The following is a 22156-nucleotide window of genomic DNA, read 5'->3' as shown; positions in this document are numbered from 1 at the left end:
CTTTACACTGAAAATTATAATCTATAAAATAATTGTTCAACGCTAAAAAGAAAGGTGTGGTAGAAGTGATCGTTGATTCATTTTTTCCTCGAAAAATAAAAGCAGCACTAAAAAATGAACCACCGGGTATGTGGATGCCAAACCTCCCTGATAAGTGTATTCGCCTAAGTTCTGGCTACCCTGCACCAGCTCTCATTCCCACGGAGGAACTAAAGGCAGCGGTAGTTAATCTTCTTGAAGAGGAACATGATTTGCCTCTTCATTATCTTGGGAGTCCGAAAATTGCAAAGTTAAAGGAAAAAATCCTAAAAAAATTAGCAGAGCGCGATATTCATGTATCGGGAGAAGAACTCCTGATGACATCTGGCGCTTGTCAGGCTATTGATTTGATTGCTCGGGTTTTGCTTGACGATGAAACATTTGTTATTGTTGAGTCTCCCACTTATATGGAGGCCTTAGAAATTTTCAAAAATTATACTCAACGTTTTATTAGTATTCCAATAGATCAGCACGGCCTCCAAACGGATCAATTAGAAAGAGTGCTAGAAGAAAGAAGAGGTAAAGGGCTCGCACTTCCAAGGCTTCTATATACCATTCCAACTTTCCATAATCCTACAGGGACAACCATGTCTGCGGAGCGCAGGCAACATGTATTAGATCTTGCTGTCAAATATAACTTTCTTATATTAGAGGATGATGCTTATGGGGAATTAGGTTTTGAAAAGAGTCCACTGCCGCTTAAAGCAATAGATAATGATGGACCAGTCATACATATTGGTTCACTATCAAAGACAGTAGCACCCGGAATGCGAATTGGATGGGTAGCAGGTGCAAGAGAATTCATTACCGCTTGTTCCTGGTTTAAGAAAGACTTAAACCCTTCATTTACTCAGGCCACTATGGCTGTTTTCCTAGATAAAACAAATTATGAGGAACGGCTTAAATTATTGAGAAATACTTACCATGATAAATGTGATGTATTGATCTCTGCAATGGAAAAGTTCCTTCCCGAGTATGTTTCCTGGTTTGTACCGAAGGGCGGTTACTTTGTATGGATCAAAATCCGAGGCGTCGATACCTCTCTTTTGTTGAATCGAGCATTATCTGCGGGTGTATCATTTGTTCCGGGTAAACATTTCTTCTTGAATCAAAAACATGGAAATGAGTATCTTCGTCTTTCTTTTAGTTATGCTGATAAAAACGATATTGTTAAGGGAATTAGAATATTGGGGAATCTTTTAATGTGAAAGGGGGATATCCAAAAAGTCAGAAACCAGGCTTTTTGGATATCCCTTATTATTTATACTTTAAGAATGTTTAAGTTCGCTAAAGCAAAAAAGCGGAATAAAGTATAAGTGCAACTAAGGATTTCGCCATTAAAGCTTGGCGATAAGCCAAGTTTTCTTTATCACTAATAATGAACGGCACAGGTCTTTGTGCTTGTATAAAAGTCAAGAGCGGCTTGGCCTTGTTCACGGGTATGGGAACTGGATTGCTTCATGCCGCCGAACGGTGCTTGGTATTCCACACCGGCTGTCTCTAAGTTGACGCGGACCATGCCGATATCTGCATCGTCTAAGAACCGGTGGGCTTTATTTAAATCATTCGTAAAGATAGAGGCTGAGAGCCCATATTCTGTATCATTGAGCAAGGCAACCGCTTCATCATAGTTCTTAACCTTAATTACAACGGCGACGGGACCGAAGATCTCTTCTTTAAAAAGAGGGTGATCACTTTCAATCCCGGTAACGATCAATGGATGGATGTAATAGCCATCACTTGCTATTTTATCTTGGTTTTCAAAAATCACTTCTGCCTCTTTATGTGCCAGATCGACATATCCTTGAACCTTTTCATATTGATCTTTCGAAGCAACGGGGCCGAGGTAGGATTCTTCTGCCAGGGCTGGCCCGAGTTTGACATCCGTCATTTCTTCTTTTAGCTCAGCAATAAATTGATCGTAAATCCCTTCCTCGACAATGATTCGGCTCGTAGCGGTACATTTTTGCCCGGCGGAGCGGAAAGCGCCGCTGACAATTGGCGGAATGCTTTTTTTCAGGTCAGCATCATTTAATACAATAGCCGCATTCTTGCCGCCCATTTCCGTTTGGAATTTAATGTTTCTTTGGGCACAGGCTGCGGCGATTGTTGAACCTGTGGCAGTTGATCCCGTAAATGACAGCCCATTAATCTTTGCCTTTTCCGTCAAATAAGCGCCAGCTTCTTTGCCGCTGCCAATCACCATGTTAAGTACACCGTTCGGAAGGCCGGCTTTTTCAAAGACCTCACATAACTTAGATGAGATTAAGGCATTGTTTTCCGCAGGCTTCCATATAATTGTATTGCCGCAAATTAATGCGGGAGCGAGTTTCCAAATGGGGATGGCAACTGGGAAATTCCACGGTGTTATCAGGGCGACAACGCCCAAAGGAACCTTTTTCGTGTATTGCAAAACCTTCTCCGAAGCAGAAGGGATAACATCTCCTTCTGAACGGACACCCTCGGAGGCGTAATAGTTTAACAACTGGATGCCTCTCGTAACTTCACCTTTCATTTCACTGATCGGCTTGCCCATTTCTTTGCTGGCAAGGGTTGCAAGTGTCTGAAGATTTTCTTCTAAGGCAGCGGCCATCTTATAGAGATATTGACCGCGTGCGCTGCCGGTAAGATTCTTCCATGAGTTTAAGGCGCCTCTCGCTGCTTCCTCCGCATCTTTCACCTGATCGACAGTAGAGAAAGCAACGTCACCGATTGTTTCAGATAGATCGGAGGGGTTTTTAACAGAAAAGCTTTCCCCTTTGCCTTGCACCCATTCACCGTTAATGTAATTACCAGATTGAACGTGGTTTATAGTATAGTTTTGCGACATCATTTTCCCTCCCACAAAAATATTGATATTAATTTAATGCAGGCTGTTTAGCATGAAGATAGGCATCCTTAATACGGCCGTATGCTTCATCGGTTAAAGGAAGCCGCGGCGGCCGTGTTGGCCCGGCATCTTGTCCCGCAAGCGACATCATATATTTAATAGCCTGTACGAGCTGCGGTTCCGCATCGTAATGAAAGAGCGGAAGAAGCTTGCGGTAAAGTGGAAGTGCTTCTTCGATTCGGCCTTCTCTTGCAAGCTGGAACAATTTTACCCCTTCGTTTGGCAGAGCATTAGGGACGCCGGATATCCAGCCGGTTGCACCGGCAAGAGAGCCCTCCATTGCCAAGTCATCGACGCCGATCATGACCTCAAGATCTGTTTTTTCCAAAATATCGTGAACACGGCGGACATCACCGCTGAATTCCTTCACGCCAACGACATGATCAAAAGCAGCGATTTTGGCGAGTAATTCCGGTGTCAGATCTGTCGCATAGTCTCTAGGGTTGTTGTAGGCAATGATCGGCAGCCCAACCGTATTTAATGCCTGATAATGGGCGATCACTTCATTTTCGAGGGGATTATAATTGATAGGAGGGAGAGCCATGAGGCCTTCCGCACCTTTTTCCTTGGCATGTTCCGCCCAGGATAAGACATCATTTGTTGAGGGTGCGCCAGTTCCCACAACAACCGGAACGTTATTTTGGGAAGCACTTATTACCGTTTCCACAACCTTTGCCCGCTCCCTGTTGGATAGAGCAGCGTATTCACCGAGTGATCCACCGGGAATAAGTCCATTGACACCTTCGCTAATCAGCCATCTGCTTATGTCATGCAGCCTTTTATAATCAACATCAAAGGTTTCAGTCATTGGTGTGACCAAAGCTACATAGACACCATCAAATTTCGCCATAGAAATACGACACTCCTTTAAATTTTATTTCTTTTTTCACATTGCAAAAATGATGCCAATTGCTATCTTAGTTAACCATACAATCTTCTGCGGCCATCCAAAATATCTGGATGGAAATGAATCAGCGCGTTTGTCCTAGTGGATACAACACTTTCTCTCGCATTTTGAAGCGCCTCACCATCGGAAACTTTATTTTTCTGAGATGAAATGGAAAGCCCTGCGAGATGACCTTGAGCCATCGCCACTTTAGCGCTTTCGATTCCCGTCACATTACCTGCAACATATAGACCTTCCACAGGTGTTTGCATGTTATGATCATGAACCGGAACATGGCCGCCGAGGGAAGGGATATATTTAAAAGGGCAGCCGGCTAAGCTGACCAATTCAGCGAGCGGATAGAGTCCGCCTGATATGCAAACAAAATCGACAGGAAGTATCTCTTCACTTCCTTCGATGATGTTTCCGGATGAATCGACTGAAGCCACTTTAACCCCTTCAACATTTTCCTTGCCAATAATTTCGGTTACAGTTTGTTTCAGCTTGATTGGCATCCCCCATACTTTAAAGCCTTTTTTAGGGTAAGTTCCCACTGCCATTTTTCTAATGAAGGATGACTTCAGCGCCATTTTCCCGCCAATTTTCATTAGATGTGACGGGGCAAGATGGACCATATGCAGAAGGGACTGGAAAACATCCTTCGGTTCACTTTGTCCTTTTGTTAGCAGATAACGAGGGGGAAGGACGATGCCTTCGAGGTTAACCCCTGCCAATAGCAATTCACGCGCGATGGCTGCCGAAAGGACATTGACACCGATCACAATACCCCGATGGCCTGGCTTGACACGATGGACGTTAGCCATGACTTGGGCGGCTCCTATAGACATGACCCCAGGCAGAGTCCACCCAGGGATGGGAAGGCTTTGTTCAGCCGCGCCGGTGGCAATCAGAAGATTTTTACCGCTGAACTTTCCTTTATCGGTATGAAGTGTCCAATACTTTCCATCAACCTTTTCCAAATGGCATACACTTGTTTCTAAATGGAAAGAAATCGACAGTGCTTTTGCTCTTTGATAAAGCTTTTCTGCCTCATCAATGCCATTCCACCAAATACCGTTTGGTTCTTCATGAAGCTGTCCTAGTAGCCGGCCGCCGGGCTTCATAAATTCATCCAGAACCATTGTGCTTAGTCCATTTTCAGCGCAGGCAATTGCAGCTGAAAGTCCTGCCGGGCCGGCGCCGACAATAAGACAATCGATCATTTTTCACCACCGTCCTTAAAAGGGAGGGGCAGCTTCTTGCCCGACTCTACGACCACCCCTCTACTGACAGGAGTAAGACAGGCCCTGACACCTTCTTTTCCGTTGACCGTTACCCTGCATTCAAAGCAATGGCCGATATTGCAATAAAAACTTCGAGGTGATCCGCTTTCCTCATGGGCACGGAGGGAGCGGATCCCATTAGCCAATAATGCCGCAGCAAGTGTATCACCTTCTAAAGCATTTATCGTTTTCCCGTTATAAGTGAACGCCACAGTATTGCGGAAATCGTCCGGACCTAGAATAGGATGCTTTTTTATGCGAAGCGTCTTCATCAATCACTCACCTCCCAACGTTTTAAAGGGCATTGGCCTTACAGGCGGCCGATATTTTAATTGAACATCATCCGCCCTGGGCCGACGGCTAAATTCAGCTACAAGTGTATCGACAAAGGATCGGCATGACCGCCCTCCGCAGTAGCCCATAGCTGCTCTAGTCCGCAGTTTCACTTCACGGGATGAACAATTATACTGTTTTAAAGTGTCGCAGATCTCTTTAAATGTCACTTCTTCACAACGGCAAATGATGACATTCTCATTTTCCATGGCTTTTCACCCTCCTTTAAAAACCTTACAAAATTGATATTGCAAGTTTTGTGCCAAGGAAGGCGTCTGCGGCATGTAAAAGGAAGTGTATAGCTTCTTTTACATGTCTAGATTATCATGTCTAAAAAGGTAAACGAATGAAACACATGACAGGAAATATAAAGGGGCTTTATAATTGGCACAATAATTGCAATATTGTGGATAGGGTCGGAATTATATTTTTAGAAAGGGGTTTTGACAGGCATGGGAAGTCAAGGAAGGTTTAAGAAGGAATTGTCTTTATCTGATCTTACTTTTATAGGATTCGGAGCGATCTTTGGTTCAGGATGGCTGTTTGCAGCAAGTCAAGTTGCTTCGATCGCAGGACCTTCAGGATGGATTTCCTGGGTAGCCGGGGGATTTGCTGTCATCCTATTAGGGCTGGTGTATGCTGAACTTGGTGCCGCTGTGCCCCGAGCAGGCGGTATTGTTCGTTATCCAGTCTATTCACATGGTCCTTTAATGGGATACCTCATCGGATTCATAACACTCATTGCCTTTTCAAGCCTGATCGCCATTGAGGTGGAGGCTGCGCGTCAATATGCAGCGTCATGGTGGCCGGCACTGTCTAAGGAGCATTCAAGTTTGCCTACCGTTCTCGGCTGGTTTGTTCAACTGGCACTGCTTGCTGTTTTCTTTCTGCTTAATTACTGGAGTGTCAAAACATTCGCCAAAACTAATACGATCATTACGATTTTTAAATTTTTCGTCCCGGCACTCACCATTATTGTTTTGCTGACACAAATAAAGTCAGTCAATTTTTCAGTTGAGAATTTTGCGCCTTTCGGTCTGACTGGAATAGAGGGGGCTATATCGACAGGAGGTGTCATCTTTGCTTACCTCGGTCTTCAACCAATTGTTTCGGTGGCGAGCGAGGCAAAGAATCCGCAAAAAACGGTTCCTATTGCGCTGATTCTCTCAGTCGTCTTATCAACCATAGTATACGTCCTGCTGCAAATCGTTTTTGTCGGCAGCATTCCCACGGATATGATATCAGGGGGATGGGGTCAAGTTAATGAGCAATTCAATCTCCCATTCAAAGACATTGCAGTGGTCCTTGGGATGGGCTGGCTTGCGGTATTTATTGTTATCGATGCGATCATTTCACCAAGCGGAACCGGTAACATCTATATGTCTTCAACATCACGTGTCGTATACGGCTGGGCTCGAAATCGAACATTATTTAAAATCTTTGCCAGGGTGGATGATAAAACTGGCATTCCACGACCATCACTTTGGTTAACCTTTTTGATGTCTGTCTTTTGGACATTGCCTTTTCCTTCATGGAGTGCGCTGATAAGTGTCGTTTCGGCTGCTCTTGTATTGAGCTATGCCGTTGCGCCAATCTCCGCAGGAGCCTTTAGAAGAAATGCCCCGGATTTGCAGCGCCCATTTCATCTTAAAGCCATGGGCATCATTGGACCGCTGTCATTCATTGTTGCATCGCTCATCGTCTATTGGTCTGGGTGGCGCACAATTTCCTGGCTGCTCGGTTCTCAGCTGGTGATGTTCGTCATCTACCTCTTCTTTAAAAAGGTCGTTCCTACTGACCAAGTCAGCTTAGCACAGCAAGTCAAGTCATCATGGTGGCTTGTATTCTATTATGTCATGATGATGGCTATTTCATATTTAGGATCTTTCGGCGGCAGCGGGGTATTAGAGAATCCTTTAGATATGGTTATTGTGGCTTTTACAGCCCTGATCACATATTATTGGGGTGTTTTCACATGCTTGCCTAAGGCAATATTTGATGATGATGATATTGAGGCAACCGGACCTGTTGTGTCAGTCAAAACGGTTCATAGTATTGATCAATAGCGTCCTGGCATAAAGAAAACAAGGCTGCAAAGTTTGCAGCCTTGTTTTAGGATGAAATACTATAAACGAATCAGATCGCGGGGAGAGTGGGTTAGAACCTCATAGCCATCGGCCGTTACTAATATATCATCTTCAATTCTGACGCCGCCGAGACCATCAAGGTAGATCCCAGGTTCAACAGTAACGACCATATTAATCGCAAGCGTTGCTTCTGATTTGTAGGAGAGGGAAGGTCCTTCATGAATATCGAGACCAATGCCGTGTCCGGTCCCATGGCCAAAATTCTCGCCGTAACCCTTTTCTGTAATATAATCACGGACTGTTTTGTCAACGGCTTTACATTCGACACCGGGTTTGATCGATTCAGTGCCGATTTGCAATGCCTTCTGAACGATATCATAGACAGCAACAAGTTTGTCATCAGGGTCCCCGACCGCTACGGTTCGGGTCATATCTGAACGGTAGCCTTTATATAGGGCACCAAAATCCAGCGTTAGCATATCACCCTTTTCAATCACTTTTTCACTTGCTACACCATGAGGAAGGGCTGAGCGCCTCCCGGAAGCCACAATCATGTTAAAGGATGATGCTGTCGCACCGAGCATCCTCATGTGGTGCTCCATTTCATGGTACAGATCAAGCTCAGACACACCTGGTTTGATTTGGGTTAGCATATGGTCAAAGGTTTGGTCCACAATATTTGCAGCTGTTTTCAACAAGGCAATTTCATTTTCATCTTTTATTTCGCGAAGCGCTTCTACCAAATTATCAGTCGGCACAAGCTCGCAGCCTACGGTCTCTTTGACGGTTTGATAGGTTTTAAATGACATATGGGCTTGTTCAAAACCAATGCTCTTAATTCCCGATTCTTCCGCAAGTTCACCAACTTTTTTAAAGACAGATTCTTTAAATTCCACGACTTCAAAGTTCGGTGCTTCGGCGGTGGCTTGATTAGTGTAACGAAAGTCGGTCAGCAAGAAGGCACGCTCCTCTGTAACCAAAACCGTCCCCGCTGTGCCGGTAAAACCGGTGAGATACCTTCTGTTTTGGTCATATGTAACCAAAAGCGCGTCAAGTGATTGCTCTTTTAACTTTTTCCTTAGTGCAGTTAATTTCTTCATAGAAGTTCACCTCTTGTTATATAGTCATTTCAAGCCTTGCAAGTTTGATGCCAATCACCATTTTAGTTTGGAATCCCAAGCTTGTTCATCTTATTATACAGGGTTGCTCTCGATACACCCAACTCTTTTGCAACGGTAATTTTATTGCCGTTACTTTCGTGTATGGTGTCTTCGATTATTTCTTTTTCTAATAGATTAAGCGATTCTTTAAGTGTCATGCCAGGTTTGCGAACTTTAACTTTGGTATTAATATTGTCCATCTGCTCTTTATTTTCTGGCTTAAAAGGGAGGTCATCCTTATCTAATTGTCCATCTGATGCGAAGACAACGAGCCGCTCGATCGTATTCCGGAGTTCCCGGATATTCCCCGGCCACTTATAATAAAGCAATTCTGACATGATTTCCTTAGGGATTTCTTTCACGTTTCTATTATACTTTGTGGCATATTCATATAAAAATAAATGGCTTAGTTCAACGATATCCTGGGTCCGTTCTTTAAGCGGCGGGATCTTGATGCTGACAATATTTAATCTGTAGTAAAGGTCATCTCTAAACTTCCCTTTTTTGACCAATTCCTCGAGCGGCTTATTTGTTGCGGCGATCACTCGGCAATCGGCTGTCTGCTGCCTTGTCCCCCCGACCCGATAATATTTATTTTCCTGTAAAACCCGAAGCAGCTTGACTTGCATATCCAAAGGAAGCTCGCCAATTTCATCGAGAAATAAAGTCCCGCCATGCGCTATTTCAAATTTCCCTTTGCGTCCTTTCGCATCAGCACCGGAAAAAGCGCCTTTTTCATATCCGAACAACTCGCTTTCGAATAAAGAAGGGGGAATAGCACCGCAATTAAGAGCAATAAAAGGGGCGCCTTTTTTCTCACGGAAATCATGAAGCGCTTTCGCAAAAAGCTCTTTCCCTACCCCGGATTCTCCCAAAATTAAAACCCTGGCTTCCGTTGTCCCCGCCAATTTTATTTTTTCCAGAGTTTTTTTGATGGCCGGACTGGAGCCTTTTATGGCAAAGAAGGGATCTTTGGCTGGTGTCATTCTTAATACTTCATTTTGCAAATGCGTAATTCTGTTGTTCGCATCGGCCAATTGTTCATTAAGCCTGACTTGACTCGTGACATCAGTTTCCGCGACAACAACGCCAACAATTTGATTATTGATCATAATCGGATTCGTATTAATAAGAACAAACAAATCTTCCCTAGGCTGATGCTGTTTTCTCAGTACTGATTGTCCAGTTTCAAGTGTTTTGAAGCATTCCAGCATTTTTTCAGGGAAAAATTTATTCATTGGCTGGCCAATAATCTCCTTCTTTTTAATAGAAAAGATTTTTTCCGCTCCATTTGTCCATACAACGGTATTTTTATTTTCATCAATAACTGATATGCTTCCTTCCATCGTGTCCAGAATCGTTTGATGATAGGCGAGAAGAGTATTATAAGTTGATAACACATGATGAAGCAGCTGCTTTGATTCTATGTATCCTGCCGGCATTGTACCATCGTGTACAAGAAGTGCCTCAGTGTCCCGTGATTTTTGCTGAATGTGGTACCAGTCATCCGATACGGATACTGCGGCAGCATGTTGCCAAGGCAGCTCATTAACGGGGATACTATATTTAACAGCCAATTGTAATGTCTTAATAGATAGAAAGAAGATCTCATCGTTATGTTTGAAAAAAACAGGATGCTTGAAATCACTGCCGATTTGACTTTCATCCATAATAGCGTTTACATTTTCGCAATATATGAACTGATCAATGACAAAGTTGCCTAGATCCGGAAGTACGTCTTTCATTTGATCCCCCCTTAAAATTTATGTTATTAGATTTTAGACATCACATCAATCATAATGTCTAATTTATTAGAAATATAGATTGCTAATAAGTGAGTGCGGCAAAAGATCTTGGCATGGTATTTGCAGAACTAGAAGTAGGCAATGAGAAGGGGATGATGTTATGAAACATACGGAGGTTGCCGTTATCGGAGGCGGGATTGTCGGGTGTGCAGTTGCTTATTATACAGCAAAGCGCGGAGTAGCCGTGACGATTATAGAAAAGGATGAGTTAGCCAGCGGTACTAGTTCACATTGTGATGGCAATATTTTGGCGATTGATAAGGATCCCGGCTTTGATAGTCAAATGTCTTTAAAGAGTCAGGAATTGGTGGACCAGCTCGCAAAAGAGTTGTCACTTGAATTTGAATATCGCCAGCCGGGAAGCATCCTCGTCTGCGAAACAGACGATGAAATGGAAGCCGCTGAAAAGTGGGTAAAGATGCAGAAAGAAGCCGGCTTGCCGTTTCGCATGCTGGATAGATCCGATTTAAGACAAGAATCCAAATATTTAGCTGATGATTTACCAGGGGGATTGGAGTGTGCGTCAGATTCGACCGTCAACCCCTACATGTTGACTTATGCTTTATTTGAAGAGGCAAAAACATATGGTGTGTCGTTCTTAAAGAAAACGACAGTCATGAATATAAACTTTGTAAATAACCAATACCTTATTGAAACTGATCAGGGATCAGTAACCGCGAAGTATGTCGTGAATTGCGGCGGGGTTTGGGCACCGAAGATTGGCGAGATGCTTGAGATTCCCATTCCTATTTTCCCTCGCAAAGGCCACCTCTTAGTGGCATCAAGACAAGTTCCTGTTTCACCGCGCAAGGTGATGGAATTCGGCTATTTGATGTCCAAATTCGGAGGGAAGCGTCAAGTGGATGCGGAAACGGAACGATATGGTGTGGCGCTTGTCTTTGAGCCGACCCAAAGCCAGAACTTTCTGCTTGGATCCAGCCGGGAATTTGCCGGCTTCGATATTGATGTGAATTGGGATGTTGTGACGTGTATGGCTAAGAGAGGCATCCGTTTTTATCCAAAAATGAGCGATATGAATGTGATCAGGATGTATGCGGGGCTGAGGCCCTGGACGAAGGATCACTTGCCTATTGTATCAAAGGTTGATAAATACCCGGGATATTACATTGCGGCTGGCCATGAGGGGGATGGGATCAGTCTTGCCGCGATAACAGGGAAAGTGATTTCGGAAATGATCAGCGGCGATAAAACGAGTATTGAGACTGATCCATTGCGGTATGACCGATTTAATAAGGAGGTTTATGTATGAGGGCGGACAGAATGGTTACCACGATTGATACGCATACAGGAGGGAATCCTACAAGAACGATCCTTAGCGGTGCGCCTTTGTTAAAAGGAGAAACAATGAGCGAGCGGATGCTCTACATGAAGGACCATTGCGATTGGTTCCGCCAGACACTCATGAATGAACCGAGAGGCCATGGGGTGATGTCAGGGGCAATCCTTCAGGAACCATGCCATCCCGATGCTGACGTCGGTGTTATTTATATTGAAACGGGCGGCTATTTGCCGATGTGCGGTCATGACACGATCGGTTTTTGTACAGCGTTAGTTGAAGGCGGCTTAATTGACTATAAGGAACCACTAACGAATTTGACACTGGATACACCCGCAGGTTTAGTCACTGTTGACATTGAGATCGCAAATGGCAAGGCTGAGTTGGTTTCTTTTAAAAATGTTCCGTCTTTTTTATACAAAAGGATTGACATTGAAGTGGACGGTATTGGAATTGTAGATGTCGACATCGCATACGGCGGGAATTTTTACGGTATCATATCTGCGGAGACAATGGGATTACGTTTGAGTAAAACAAACAGTGATTCGATAATAGAAGCCGCGATCAAAATAAGGAACAAAATCAACCAGCAGATTGAAGTCGTTCATCCGGAAAATCATTTTATTAAAGGTTTGACACACATTGAATTTTCCACTAAGCCTGATCATCCGGAAGCCACTGTTAAAAACACCGTCGTTGTTCCTCCAGGCGGCATTGACCGCTCACCATGCGGAACGGGAACATCAGCAAAAATGGCAACCTTATATTCGAAAGGGTTGCTAAAAGAGGGCGAATGGTTTATCCATGAAAGTATCGTAGGGTCGCTCTTCCGGGGCAAGATTGTTGACACAGTTAACGTTTGCGGCTATGAAGGGGTCGTTAATTATATTGGAGGCTCCGCGTGGGTTATGGGGTTCCATCAATTCTTTTTGAATGAAAAAGACCCGCAGATGGCGGGTTTCCTGCTGATTCCTGAAATGGAAGGACATTAATAATCAAATAGTCCATGAAAGAAAGTGCAGTTCGATTAACGAATGAAGTGACGTCCTAAAAGGTTCCCTACAAGGAAAATCGGCACCATTAAAATGCTAATGGGAATGCTTGCGACTATTAAATGCCAGTTTATAAAATCCATTTCCAATAAGCGATAATAGGTCAGAAGAGAATAAGGTATGACAATGACTAGTGCTGTTATGACGCCAGGTGTATAACCTCGAAAAATGATCGATTGGCCAATATGAGAAAACGCCTGCAGAAAAAATACATTTATTGTAGCTGTAAACAGAAGGAAGTTTCCTCCACTTGGAAGGGAGTGAGCGGTCATAAATGTAACGATTGATATAATTAGCAAAATCCAGGCAACAGCAACAGAAACTTGAGCGGATTCCTCGCCTAATTTTTTTTTAATCTTTAACGCAAGTTTGGCGAGTGAAACCTTCGGGGCTTTGTTTTTGTACTTAGTCATAAAACTTTCAATTGTTATGATCTCCTCTAAGTCATGAAACATAAAAAAGACTGGGAACAACCAAATAACTGTTTCAATATCAAAAAGTTTGTGCAGTCCCTCAAACATTTTTTGTCTCCTATTCCTTAAGGTTACAGGCTTTTTACCGATTTGTTGTCCTGTTAATGATATATGTCCAAGCACTAAAAACTATACCGAAAGTTATTGCAGTTATCGTGTAAAACTTGTCTTTAAAGGGTATTAAATGAATACCCTCTGCCTCAAAATGCTCCATAGGTGCACTAATTTGATTTATAGACAACCACCATATCATTTTTACGTAATACTTTAAGAAGCACCCAACTGCGGTGTAGGTAATACCGGTGTCACGTTTAAATTAGACGTTCAGAATGGAATAAGTGAAGAGAATATTTTTTAAAATGGTGGGTTGTTTCCTAGGAAAGCTTAATTGGAATCAAATAGATTATATGTTGCTTATCAGATGGGACCATGTTCGGTTGCATTAAATGTTTTATATGTACCAGGACATATAAGAGGGGTAATATTTTTAAAATATGTTGCTATAGTATAAAAGGGGCAGTGTGCCAGTTTTGCTGGTACTGCCCCTTTAAAAGTGGTAAATTATAATAAATTCATGTGTGAACCAGCCTAGCACATCACGCAATCAATATGCATCAATAAGCCATCTGCTTAAAAATATAACCAAGATCAAAGTCAACTTTAACGGTAAAAGCAGCATAAATAAAATGAAGATTTCCTGAACATAAAATCACCCCATTTCTAGTCATATGACCGAAACGATGGGAATGGGGGGTTAAAAATATTATAAAATAATCAACTCTTTAGCGGAAGGTGTGAGAACTTCACTGCCGAATGGTGTGATTAAAATGACATCCTCTACCCGTGCGCCACCAACACCTGGAAGATATATTCCCGGTTCGACGGTAATAACCATATTAGCTTGTAACACATCCTTCTTGTCGGTAGAAAAAAAAGGCTTTTCATGAATGTCCAAGCCCACACCGTGACCCGTTCCAGTTCCAGATTTATCTTCGAAATCGTTTTCTCGTATAACATTTCTCATTAATGCATCGACATCATGGTCCGATAAACCAGGTTTTAAACCTTCTACACAACGCTGGAAGGCTTCTAAAACAATGGCATGAATGCGTTTTAATTGTTCTATTGGCTGTCCTAAAGCGATTGTTCTGCAAATGTCTGATCGATAACCTTGGTAATTTGCACCAAAATCAAGTGTAATCATGTCCCCGTTTTCAACTTTTTTATCCGAAGCTACACCATGGGGCAGTGAGGAGCGCCAGCCCGATGCAACGATGGTATCGAAGGCTGACGCTGCAGCACCATGGTTTCGCATGAAGAATTCCAATTCATTAGAAATCTCTATTTCCGAAATACCAGGCCGGATGAATTCTAAAATATGATTAAAGGCATTGTCAGCAATATCTGCTGCAATTTTTAGTTTTCCTATTTCAACATCGGTTTTAACCTTCCGCAATATTTCAATAATTCCTGATGTCGGTATCATTTCTGCAGTAATATACTCATTACAACTGGAAAATACCCCATATGAAAGATGATCCTTTTCAAAAGCAAGCTTCTTAATACCCATTTTATTCACTTGTTTGCCGACTTCCTCAAATATTAAGCCTTTTGGTCCTTTATGTCCTTTGTGAATAATAATGTCGAAATCTTGTGATTGTGTTTTCGCCTGATCAATATACCGGTAATCAGTAATTAGTTTAGCTTGTGTTGCGGAGACAATAGCCACACCAGAAGTACCTGTAAAATCAGTAAGATATCTTCGATTGGTTGGACTAGTGACTAAGATACCGTCGACACTACTTTTTACTAGTTGGTCCCGAAGCTTTTGCAATTTCAATGTCAATGTCAATGTCCTTTCCCCCTTTTACTATACTAATTTTCAATATGCAAAATCTATGCCAAAAAATATAAATCTGCAATTGTCATGGCAATCATTAGATTTTCCAAAAAATTATACACATTGAAAGATTATGTCTTATATTTTAAACATCCATCGTTATAAAGTTGGTAGATTGATTGCTAAACTTTAATTTAATAAATATTGGCACACTTATTGCAAGTGGATAAGTATGAAGATTTAGACAGCTATGGTAAAACGGGGTTACAACTTATTTAATGAGGGAGGAAGGGTTCAAAATGATTAAACAAAAGTTTTTTGTCATATCTTTTTTGCTGATCATCATCCTATTCTCAGGGTGTTCAAACTCAGTACAAAAAGAGCAGAAAAAAGAACAAACATTGAATCTTGTAGCAACTGATGATATCGGCACTATGGATAGTACGGGTGTTATTAGCGAAACAGTGGGTACAGCTATGAATAACGTGTTCGAAGGGCTATATAGGATAGGTCCCAATAATGAGCCTGTACCTGGCATGGCAAAGAAATACGATAAAAGCAAAGATGGAAAGACTTATACTTTTTATTTGCGTAAAAATGCAAAATGGAGCAATGGCAAACCTGTTACAGCACAAGATTTTATCTATGCCTGGAAAAAGGCTTTAAATCCCGAAACACTTTCACCGCATGCATATTTGATGGATAGCATAGAAAATGCTAAAAAAATAGGTAACAAGAAAAGCGAGTTTTACGGAAAAGTTAACACTTTAGGGGCTAAGGCAATCGATAACCATACATTACAAGTAAAACTCGAACATCCTACTCCTTATTTTCTTACTCTCACAACACTACCTGTTTATTATCCACAACTGAAAACATTTGTAGAAAAGGAAGGTAAACAATATGGTTTAGAAGTCAAAAATTTAATTTTCAACGGCCCATTTATTTTAGATTCGTGGAACCACGGCGCAAGCTGGACTTACAAAAAAAATCCAACTTATTGGGATGCCAAAAATGTAAAATTGGATAAGATTAATGTGAAAATTGTTAAAGAAGTGAGCTCAATAGTCAATTTGTATGAAACAAATAAAATTGATATTGCGGATCTTTCAGCAGAGTTTGTAACAAAATATCGAAACCACGATGATTTTGAAACGATACAAAAACCTGAAATGTACTTTATTAGGATGAATCAGGAAAATAGATATTTGAAAAATAGGAATATTAGAAAGGCAATTGATATGGCTTGGGATAAAAAAGGTGTTGAAAATCTATTAAAAAACGGATCAAAGGCAGCCTATTATTTAGTACCGGAAAACTTTGCGTTTGGACCTAATGACGAAGATTTTCGCAATAAATACAAAGGTTATAACAAAGGAGGTATCAAAAAAGCTCATGAATTTTGGGAAAAGGGTTTGAAGGAATTAGGGGTGAAAAAAGTAGATCTGGAATTTTTAAGCTACGATAAGGACCAGAGTAAAGAAATTTCCAGCTATATAAAAAATCAGTTAGAAAAGAATTTGCCCAATCTGACAATTAACATAAAACAAATGCCAAATAAACAGAAATTAAAATTGGAGGGTCAACAGAATTATGATTTGGATTTTTCCGGATGGCGTCCGGAATATAGAGATCCAATGCCTTTCCTAAATATATTTGTATCAAATGGCCCGTTCAACTGGTCGGATTATTCTAATCCTAAATATGATCAACTTATTCAAAAAGCAATAAATGAATCAGATCTAAAAACAAGATTTAATGATTTAAGAAAAGCCGAGCACATTTTAATTCAAGAAGATGCGGTGATATCCCCCATGTATCAAGCGGGACAGGCGCGTTTAATGAAGCCCTATGTAAAGGGATATTTAATGATTCCAACGACAGGCGTTTCCAGTTACAAATGGACAGTCATTAAAAATTAAATGGCACGGAAATTGCATTATGTTAGATTGACTAGGTCAAACCATTTTGGAGGGAATAGCATGCAATTTGAAGATCAATATACAACCATTGATGCCCATACAGCTGGTGAGCCGCTGCGGATTATAACAGGAGGGATTCCGCCTGTTCCGGGCAAGAAAATGCTTGAAAAACGGGCGTTTTTTAAGAAAGAATGGGATCATATTCGCAAGGTGTTGATGCATGAACCAAGAGGACATGAAGGGATGTATGGATGTGTCGTCACTCCTCCGGTATCGGATGATGCCGATTTCGGTGTGCTTTTCATGCATAATGAAGGCTTTAGTACAATGTGCGGCCATGGCATTATCGCCGTGGTAACGGCGCTTGTGGAAACGGGATATTTTAAAAGCCGGGAAGAAAAGGTAAGATTTGTCATAGATAGCCCCGCTGGAAAAATTATCGCCCGCGCGGAACATGATGGTCTTGAAGTGGCATCAGTTTCATTTGAGAATGTCCCGTCCTTTATTTATCAGTCACATGTTCCACTTAAATTAAAGGGAAGAACATTTGAGATAGACATTGCATTTGGCGGCGCCTTTTATGCAATTGTTCAAGCAAAAGACCTCGGTGTCAGCGTGGGTATTGAAAAAGTCGCAAAACTTAAAGACTGGGGAGAGGTAATAAAGGAGCAAATCGAAAAAGAGCTGGACGTTGTTCATCCTTTGGAAAAGGAACTTAAGGGGATCTATGGGGTTATTATCTGTGATGATGCTGAAAAAGAAGATTCAGACAGGAAAAATGTCACCATTTTTGCCGATGGGCAGATTGACCGCTCCCCATGCGGGACGGGCACATGTGCTCAAATGGCCGAGCTCTTTCATAAAGGACAATTAAAACAAGGGGAGTTATTTGTGTCAGAAAGCATCGTAGCGAGTCAACTAACAGGCCGGGTATTGGCTAAGACAACAGTTGGACCTTTCAATGCTGTCCTTCCGGAACTAACAGGCAGTGCTTTTATCACCGGTTACCATCAGTTTGTTGTTGACCCGGCTGATCCGCTTAAGGAAGGATTTCTATTGAAATAAATATTTTTAACAATTTATCTTTACAGACAATTATAAAATTTGTATAATTAATTTGGTAATCATTTCATTTCAAAAAAAGGGGGATGTTGTCATGTCTAAGTTCAATATTGAAATTAACTATTTTCATTTGACTGATATGACAACCCCTTCGAAGTCCGCTATAACCGGCTGACTTAAGAATTTAGGCTTTTTGCAAAAAGGTCTATTTATGCCATGGGGGAAGTGTCTCTCCCATGGCATTTTTGCATTTAAGGGGGGCAGGGCATGAAAATATTTTTGGATTTATGGTGGTATTTCAAACAAGAAAAATGGAAGTATATTCTTGGCATCGTCATAATGATTTGTTCGAGTCTTTTATCCATGTTTCCGCCTTATGTGGTTGGAGTCATTGTCGATGCAATCAGGTTAGATCATTTGACGCCTGCTGTTTTGGGGAAATGGCTCGGACTTATGGCTTTGGCGGGACTAGTATGTTATGCCGGAAATTATGCCTGGCGTCAATTTATTTTTGGTTCGTCGCTCAGGTTAGAACAACTTTTGCGGAATCGTCTCTATGAACATTTTACAAAACTTTCGCCCAACTTTTATAGCAAAAGCAGAATCGGCGACTTAATGGCCCATTCAACAAATGATGTTAAAGCCGTCGAAGAAGCAGCTGGGGATGGCATCCTGACACTTGTTGATTCCATTACAATGGGTGCCATGGTTATCACCGCCATGTCATGGCTGATCAGCTGGAAACTGACATTGATCGCGCTCGTCCCCATGCCGTTTATGGCGTGGGCGGTTAGCCACTATGGTTCACTGCTCCACCAAAGATTCCATAAAGCTCAAGCGGCATTCTCCGATTTAAATGATAAAGTGCAGGAAAATGTCTCAGGGGTACGGGTCATTAAGGCGTTTGGTGAAGAAGGGGCCCAGAAAAAGATGTTTCGGAAAGAATCAGCTGATGTTGTGGAAAAGAATATTGCCGTCGCTAAAGTAGATGCTCTATTTGACCCAACAATCACCTTTATCGTAGGCATGTCTTATTTTCTGTCAATAGCCTTTGGTGCTGTGTTTGTTGTCCATGGATCAATGACAATCGGTCAACTGACGAGTTTCACACTCTATCTGGGGCAGCTTGTCTGGCCGATGCTGGCCTTCGGCTTATTGTTCAATATTGTAGAACGCGGCCGCGCTTCATATGACCGAATTCGCACTTTGCTTTCGATTAAGCCTGACATTGTAGATAGAGAAGAGGCGCTGTCTCAAGCACCAAGCGGTGATATCGTCTATGACATAAAAGAACTTATTTATCCAGAGAAAACAATCCCTGCACTTAGGCACATCCAATTCTCATTAAAACAAGGGCAGACATTGGGTGTTGTCGGAAAAACAGGCAGCGGCAAAACAACTCTTCTCAAGCTGCTTTTAAGAGAATTCGATTGTGAAAACGGTTATATAAAGATCGGCAATGAATCAATTTATAGCTACCAAAAGGCGTCATTGCGCGGGATCATCGGCTATGTGCCGCAAGATCATTTCTTGTTCTCGGCAACAATTGCCGAGAACATAGCCTTTGCAAAGCCTGAAGCCACACAAGCCGAGATACACCATGCTGCGAGACTCGCCAAAATTCACGATGATATCCTCGTATTTGAGAATGGATACGATACGGTTGTCGGTGAGCGCGGTGTCACTTTATCCGGTGGTCAAAAACAGCGGATATCGATTGCAAGGGCGCTGCTTATTAATCCGGAAATTCTTATTCTTGATGATTCACTGTCAGCCGTTGATGCCCATACAGAGGAAGCGATTCTTGAGGCATTAATAGCGAATCGGGAAAATAAAACAACAATGATATCTGCACATCGACTGAGTGCGATCAAACATGCCGACCTCATTATTGTCATGGAGGACGGAGAAATTGTGGAACGGGGGACACACCATTCCCTAATGGCTGAGGAGAAGTGGTACGCGGCAATGTACAGGAGACAACAGCTCGAATCACTGGTGGAGAAAGGAGGGGTAACAATATGAGCGAGGATTATACAAAGGAGGTATTATCACGGAAAAATGTCTTCAAAAGGCTGATTGGTTATACGCAAAACCACAAATCAGCCCTTGCCCTTGCTTTTACTATGCTAATCCTGGCAACCGCTGCGGATGTCTTAGGTCCAATTTTAGCCAAAGTGTTTATTGACGATTATTTAACACCAAGGAATTTTGACTGGCAACCGTTAACATTGCTTGCAGGCGGATTTGTTATGCTTTATGCGATATCCGTTGTCCTTCATTACTTCCAGCTGATCTCTTTCCAAAAAATCGCATTGAAAATCATCCAGAAGCTGCGGGTCGATGTGTTTGGCAAAGTTCAGCATTTGGGGCTAAAGTTTTTTGACCAAACGCCAGGCGGCAGCCTTGTCTCAAGAATTACTAATGATACAGAAGCCATTAAAGATTTATATGTCAGTGTGCTGTCAACTTTTGTTCAAAGCATTATTTTCTTAATTGGCATCTTTGTCGGCATGTTCTTCTTGGACGTAAAGCTTGCAGCGCTCTGCCTTGTGATCCTCCCGGTGATCTTTATTTTGATGCAAGCTTATAGGTTGCTCAGCTCGAAAATATACCGTGTATCGAGAGAAAAGCTAAGTCAGCTAAATGCAAAATTAAATGAATCGCTGCAGGGGATGAATATGATTCAAGCTATGCGGCAAGAAGGGCGGTTAAAGAGCGAGTTTGCAGTTATTAACCAGCAGCATAACACGTCGATCATGAGAAGCATCCGTTTGAATAGCCTTATGTTAAGACCTGCAGTAACCGTATTATATTTGATCGTTTTAATCATTATTTTAAGCTTTTTTGGGATTAAATCTTTTGGCGGGCCGATCGAGATCGGTGTGTTGTATGCTTTTGTCAGCTACCTTGACCGTTTCTTTGAGCCCGTTAATTCCATGATGTTTCAGCTGACCCGTTTTCAACAAGCGATTGTCTCAGCTGAGCGGGTCTTCGGTCTGCTCGATGATGAGCGGATGGCTCCTGTTAAGGAAGACAATCACTATCCTCAAATAAATGAAGGAATGGTAGAATTTCGTGACGTCACTTTTTCGTACGACGGCAAAACCGATGTGTTAAAAAATATATCGTTTACAGCGAAACCGGGTGAAACTGTGGCACTCGTCGGCCATACAGGGAGCGGCAAAAGCTCGATAATCAATTTATTAATGCGCTTCTATTCTGTGGAAAGAGGCGAGATTAGAATTGACGGCGCACCGCTAAAAACTTTTGATGACACGGAATTAAGAAAGAGGATCGGTCTAGTGCTGCAGGATTCATTCTTATTTGTCGGAGATGTCAAAGAAAACATCAGGTTAAGCAATTTTGATATGACAGATCAGGAGGTGGCAGCGGCTGCAACGTTTGTTCAGGCGGACCCCTTCATCCAAAAGCTTCCGGGGAAATACGATGAACCCATTGGCGAAAGAGGGGCGACGATGTCAAGCGGACAGCGGCAATTATTGTCATTTGCCAGAACAATGGCGATCAACCCTAAGGTCCTTGTCCTTGACGAAGCGACGGCGAGTGTCGATACCGAGACCGAGGAAAATATCCAAGCAGCTTTGAAGAAAATGCGAAAAGGACGAACAACAATCGCTATCGCCCATAGATTGTCAACGATTCAGGACGCTGATCAAATCTTGGTCATGCATCAGGGGGAAATTGTCGAACGCGGGACACACCAAGAGCTGCTCGGAGAGGGGGGCTTATACCATAAAATGTTTGTTTTACAGCAAGGTGAAAAGGAATTGGAAAAGGTTATAAATGAGTAAGAAAGTCCCCCTTCATTAAGTGAGAGGCCGCTGAAAAAACATACCTTTTTCAAATTTATAAGTGTATCTATATTTAAAAAGACTACATTTCGTTTGATTTTGAACGAAATGTAGCCTTTTTCTTTAGTTAATCAGAAAGTATAACTTTCTGACGCACATAAGTGCACTGGCTAAAGACGTAACATCCTGTTACAACGCCAGTACTAGCACGT

Annotated in this window: 17 protein-coding genes; 8 read left to right on the top strand and 9 right to left on the bottom strand. The window is 42.2% G+C overall.

Annotated elements, in window-relative coordinates:
* Window positions 1-65: 65 nt before the first annotated feature.
* Window positions 66-1247, top strand: coding sequence for an aminotransferase-like domain-containing protein (locus EV207_RS17015; protein ID WP_132747350.1), 1182 nt, complete (start codon window positions 66-68; stop codon window positions 1245-1247).
* Window positions 1248-1411: 164 nt separating this feature from the next.
* Here the strand turns inward: EV207_RS17015 and EV207_RS17010 are convergent, their stop codons facing one another.
* The 5 genes from EV207_RS17010 to EV207_RS16990 all read right to left on the bottom strand — a co-directional run bounded on the left by EV207_RS17010 (window position 1412) and on the right by EV207_RS16990 (window position 5640).
* Window positions 1412-2872 (bottom strand): aldehyde dehydrogenase family protein, encoded by a 1461-nt coding sequence (locus tag EV207_RS17010; protein ID WP_243647123.1) that lies wholly within the window; start codon window positions 2870-2872, stop codon window positions 1412-1414.
* Window positions 2873-2897: 25 nt separating this feature from the next.
* On the bottom strand, window positions 2898-3779 hold the full coding sequence (locus tag EV207_RS17005; protein ID WP_132747349.1) for a dihydrodipicolinate synthase family protein: 882 nt from the start codon (window positions 3777-3779) through the stop codon (window positions 2898-2900).
* Between the two features lie 71 nt (window positions 3780-3850).
* Window positions 3851-5038 carry an NAD(P)/FAD-dependent oxidoreductase gene (locus tag EV207_RS17000; RefSeq protein ID WP_132747348.1) on the bottom strand — a complete coding sequence of 396 codons (1188 nt, stop codon included), beginning with the start codon at window positions 5036-5038 and terminating at the stop codon, window positions 3851-3853.
* Window positions 5035-5370, bottom strand: a complete 336-nt coding sequence (locus EV207_RS16995) for a (2Fe-2S)-binding protein (protein WP_132747378.1) — start codon at window positions 5368-5370, stop codon at window positions 5035-5037. Before EV207_RS16995 ends, EV207_RS17000 begins: the two co-directional genes overlap by 4 nt.
* A 3-nt stretch (window positions 5371-5373) precedes the next feature.
* Window positions 5374-5640: a (2Fe-2S)-binding protein gene (locus tag EV207_RS16990; RefSeq protein ID WP_132747347.1), complete on the bottom strand. Its 267-nt coding sequence runs from the start codon at window positions 5638-5640 to the stop codon at window positions 5374-5376.
* A gap of 243 nt (window positions 5641-5883) precedes the next feature.
* Between EV207_RS16990 and EV207_RS16985 the strand changes: the two genes are divergently transcribed.
* Window positions 5884-7497 (top strand): APC family permease, encoded by a 1614-nt coding sequence (locus EV207_RS16985; protein WP_132747346.1) that lies wholly within the window; start codon window positions 5884-5886, stop codon window positions 7495-7497.
* Between the two features lie 59 nt (window positions 7498-7556).
* On the opposite strand, the gene EV207_RS16980 is transcribed toward EV207_RS16985, so the two are convergent.
* Window positions 7557-8618 (bottom strand): M24 family metallopeptidase, encoded by a 1062-nt coding sequence (locus EV207_RS16980; protein WP_132747345.1) that lies wholly within the window; start codon window positions 8616-8618, stop codon window positions 7557-7559.
* A gap of 62 nt (window positions 8619-8680) precedes the next feature.
* Window positions 8681-10423, bottom strand: coding sequence for a sigma-54 interaction domain-containing protein (locus EV207_RS16975; RefSeq protein WP_132747344.1), 1743 nt, complete (start codon window positions 10421-10423; stop codon window positions 8681-8683).
* 160 nt (window positions 10424-10583) lie between these two features.
* On the opposite strand from EV207_RS16975, the gene EV207_RS16970 reads away from it, so the two are divergent.
* Entirely contained in the window at window positions 10584-11753 is a 1170-nt protein-coding gene (locus EV207_RS16970) for an NAD(P)/FAD-dependent oxidoreductase (RefSeq protein WP_132747343.1), read from the top strand.
* Window positions 11750-12772, top strand: coding sequence for a proline racemase family protein (locus EV207_RS16965; RefSeq protein ID WP_132747342.1), 1023 nt, complete (start codon window positions 11750-11752; stop codon window positions 12770-12772). The genes EV207_RS16970 and EV207_RS16965 overlap by 4 nt, the downstream gene beginning before the upstream one ends.
* Window positions 12773-12807: 35 nt before the next feature.
* Here EV207_RS16965 and EV207_RS16960 read toward each other — a convergent pair whose 3' ends face one another.
* Window positions 12808-13353, bottom strand: a complete 546-nt coding sequence (locus EV207_RS16960) for an HXXEE domain-containing protein (RefSeq protein WP_132747341.1) — start codon at window positions 13351-13353, stop codon at window positions 12808-12810.
* Window positions 13354-14068: 715 nt separating this feature from the next.
* Window positions 14069-15151: a M24 family metallopeptidase gene (locus tag EV207_RS16955; RefSeq protein WP_279389202.1), complete on the bottom strand. Its 1083-nt coding sequence runs from the start codon at window positions 15149-15151 to the stop codon at window positions 14069-14071.
* A gap of 293 nt (window positions 15152-15444) precedes the next feature.
* On the opposite strand from EV207_RS16955, the gene EV207_RS16950 reads away from it, so the two are divergent.
* The 4 genes from EV207_RS16950 (at window position 15445) to EV207_RS16935 (ending at window position 21944) form a co-directional block, all read left to right on the top strand.
* A complete protein-coding gene (locus tag EV207_RS16950; RefSeq protein WP_165886988.1) occupies window positions 15445-17067 on the top strand; it encodes a peptide ABC transporter substrate-binding protein in 1623 nt (540 codons plus the stop codon).
* Between the two features lie 60 nt (window positions 17068-17127).
* Window positions 17128-18132, top strand: coding sequence for a proline racemase family protein (locus tag EV207_RS16945; RefSeq protein ID WP_132747339.1), 1005 nt, complete (start codon window positions 17128-17130; stop codon window positions 18130-18132).
* Window positions 18133-18396: 264 nt separating this feature from the next.
* Window positions 18397-20154, top strand: a complete 1758-nt coding sequence (locus EV207_RS16940; protein WP_132747338.1) for an ABC transporter transmembrane domain-containing protein — start codon at window positions 18397-18399, stop codon at window positions 20152-20154.
* Window positions 20151-21944, top strand: a complete 1794-nt coding sequence (locus EV207_RS16935; RefSeq protein WP_132747337.1) for an ABC transporter ATP-binding protein — start codon at window positions 20151-20153, stop codon at window positions 21942-21944. Before EV207_RS16940 ends, EV207_RS16935 begins: the two co-directional genes overlap by 4 nt.
* Window positions 21945-22156 lie beyond the last annotated feature (212 nt).

It is taken from the genome of Scopulibacillus darangshiensis, assembly GCF_004341035.1.
Lineage (GTDB): Bacteria > Bacillota > Bacilli > Bacillales > Sporolactobacillaceae > Scopulibacillus > Scopulibacillus darangshiensis.
The sequence above is the reverse complement of the archived record's forward strand: the minus strand, read 5'-3'. Positions and strand labels throughout refer to the sequence as shown.

Coding starts and splice junctions, on each gene's coding strand:
- EV207_RS17010 (WP_243647123.1), bottom strand. CDS start 2,872: ATGATGTCGCAAAACTATACTATAAACCACGTTCAATCTGGTAATTAC.
- EV207_RS17005 (WP_132747349.1), bottom strand. CDS start 3,779: ATGGCGAAATTTGATGGTGTCTATGTAGCTTTGGTCACACCAATGACT.
- EV207_RS17000 (WP_132747348.1), bottom strand. CDS start 5,038: ATGATCGATTGTCTTATTGTCGGCGCCGGCCCGGCAGGACTTTCAGCT.
- EV207_RS16995 (WP_132747378.1), bottom strand. CDS start 5,370: ATGAAGACGCTTCGCATAAAAAAGCATCCTATTCTAGGTCCGGACGAT.
- EV207_RS16990 (WP_132747347.1), bottom strand. CDS start 5,640: ATGGAAAATGAGAATGTCATCATTTGCCGTTGTGAAGAAGTGACATTT.
- EV207_RS16985 (WP_132747346.1), top strand. CDS start 5,884: ATGGGAAGTCAAGGAAGGTTTAAGAAGGAATTGTCTTTATCTGATCTT.
- EV207_RS16980 (WP_132747345.1), bottom strand. CDS start 8,618: ATGAAGAAATTAACTGCACTAAGGAAAAAGTTAAAAGAGCAATCACTT.
- EV207_RS16975 (WP_132747344.1), bottom strand. CDS start 10,423: ATGAAAGACGTACTTCCGGATCTAGGCAACTTTGTCATTGATCAGTTC.
- EV207_RS16970 (WP_132747343.1), top strand. CDS start 10,584: ATGAAACATACGGAGGTTGCCGTTATCGGAGGCGGGATTGTCGGGTGT.
- EV207_RS16965 (WP_132747342.1), top strand. CDS start 11,750: ATGAGGGCGGACAGAATGGTTACCACGATTGATACGCATACAGGAGGG.
- EV207_RS16960 (WP_132747341.1), bottom strand. CDS start 13,353: ATGTTTGAGGGACTGCACAAACTTTTTGATATTGAAACAGTTATTTGG.
- EV207_RS16950 (WP_165886988.1), top strand. CDS start 15,445: ATGATTAAACAAAAGTTTTTTGTCATATCTTTTTTGCTGATCATCATC.
- EV207_RS16945 (WP_132747339.1), top strand. CDS start 17,128: ATGCAATTTGAAGATCAATATACAACCATTGATGCCCATACAGCTGGT.
- EV207_RS16940 (WP_132747338.1), top strand. CDS start 18,397: ATGAAAATATTTTTGGATTTATGGTGGTATTTCAAACAAGAAAAATGG.
- EV207_RS16935 (WP_132747337.1), top strand. CDS start 20,151: ATGAGCGAGGATTATACAAAGGAGGTATTATCACGGAAAAATGTCTTC.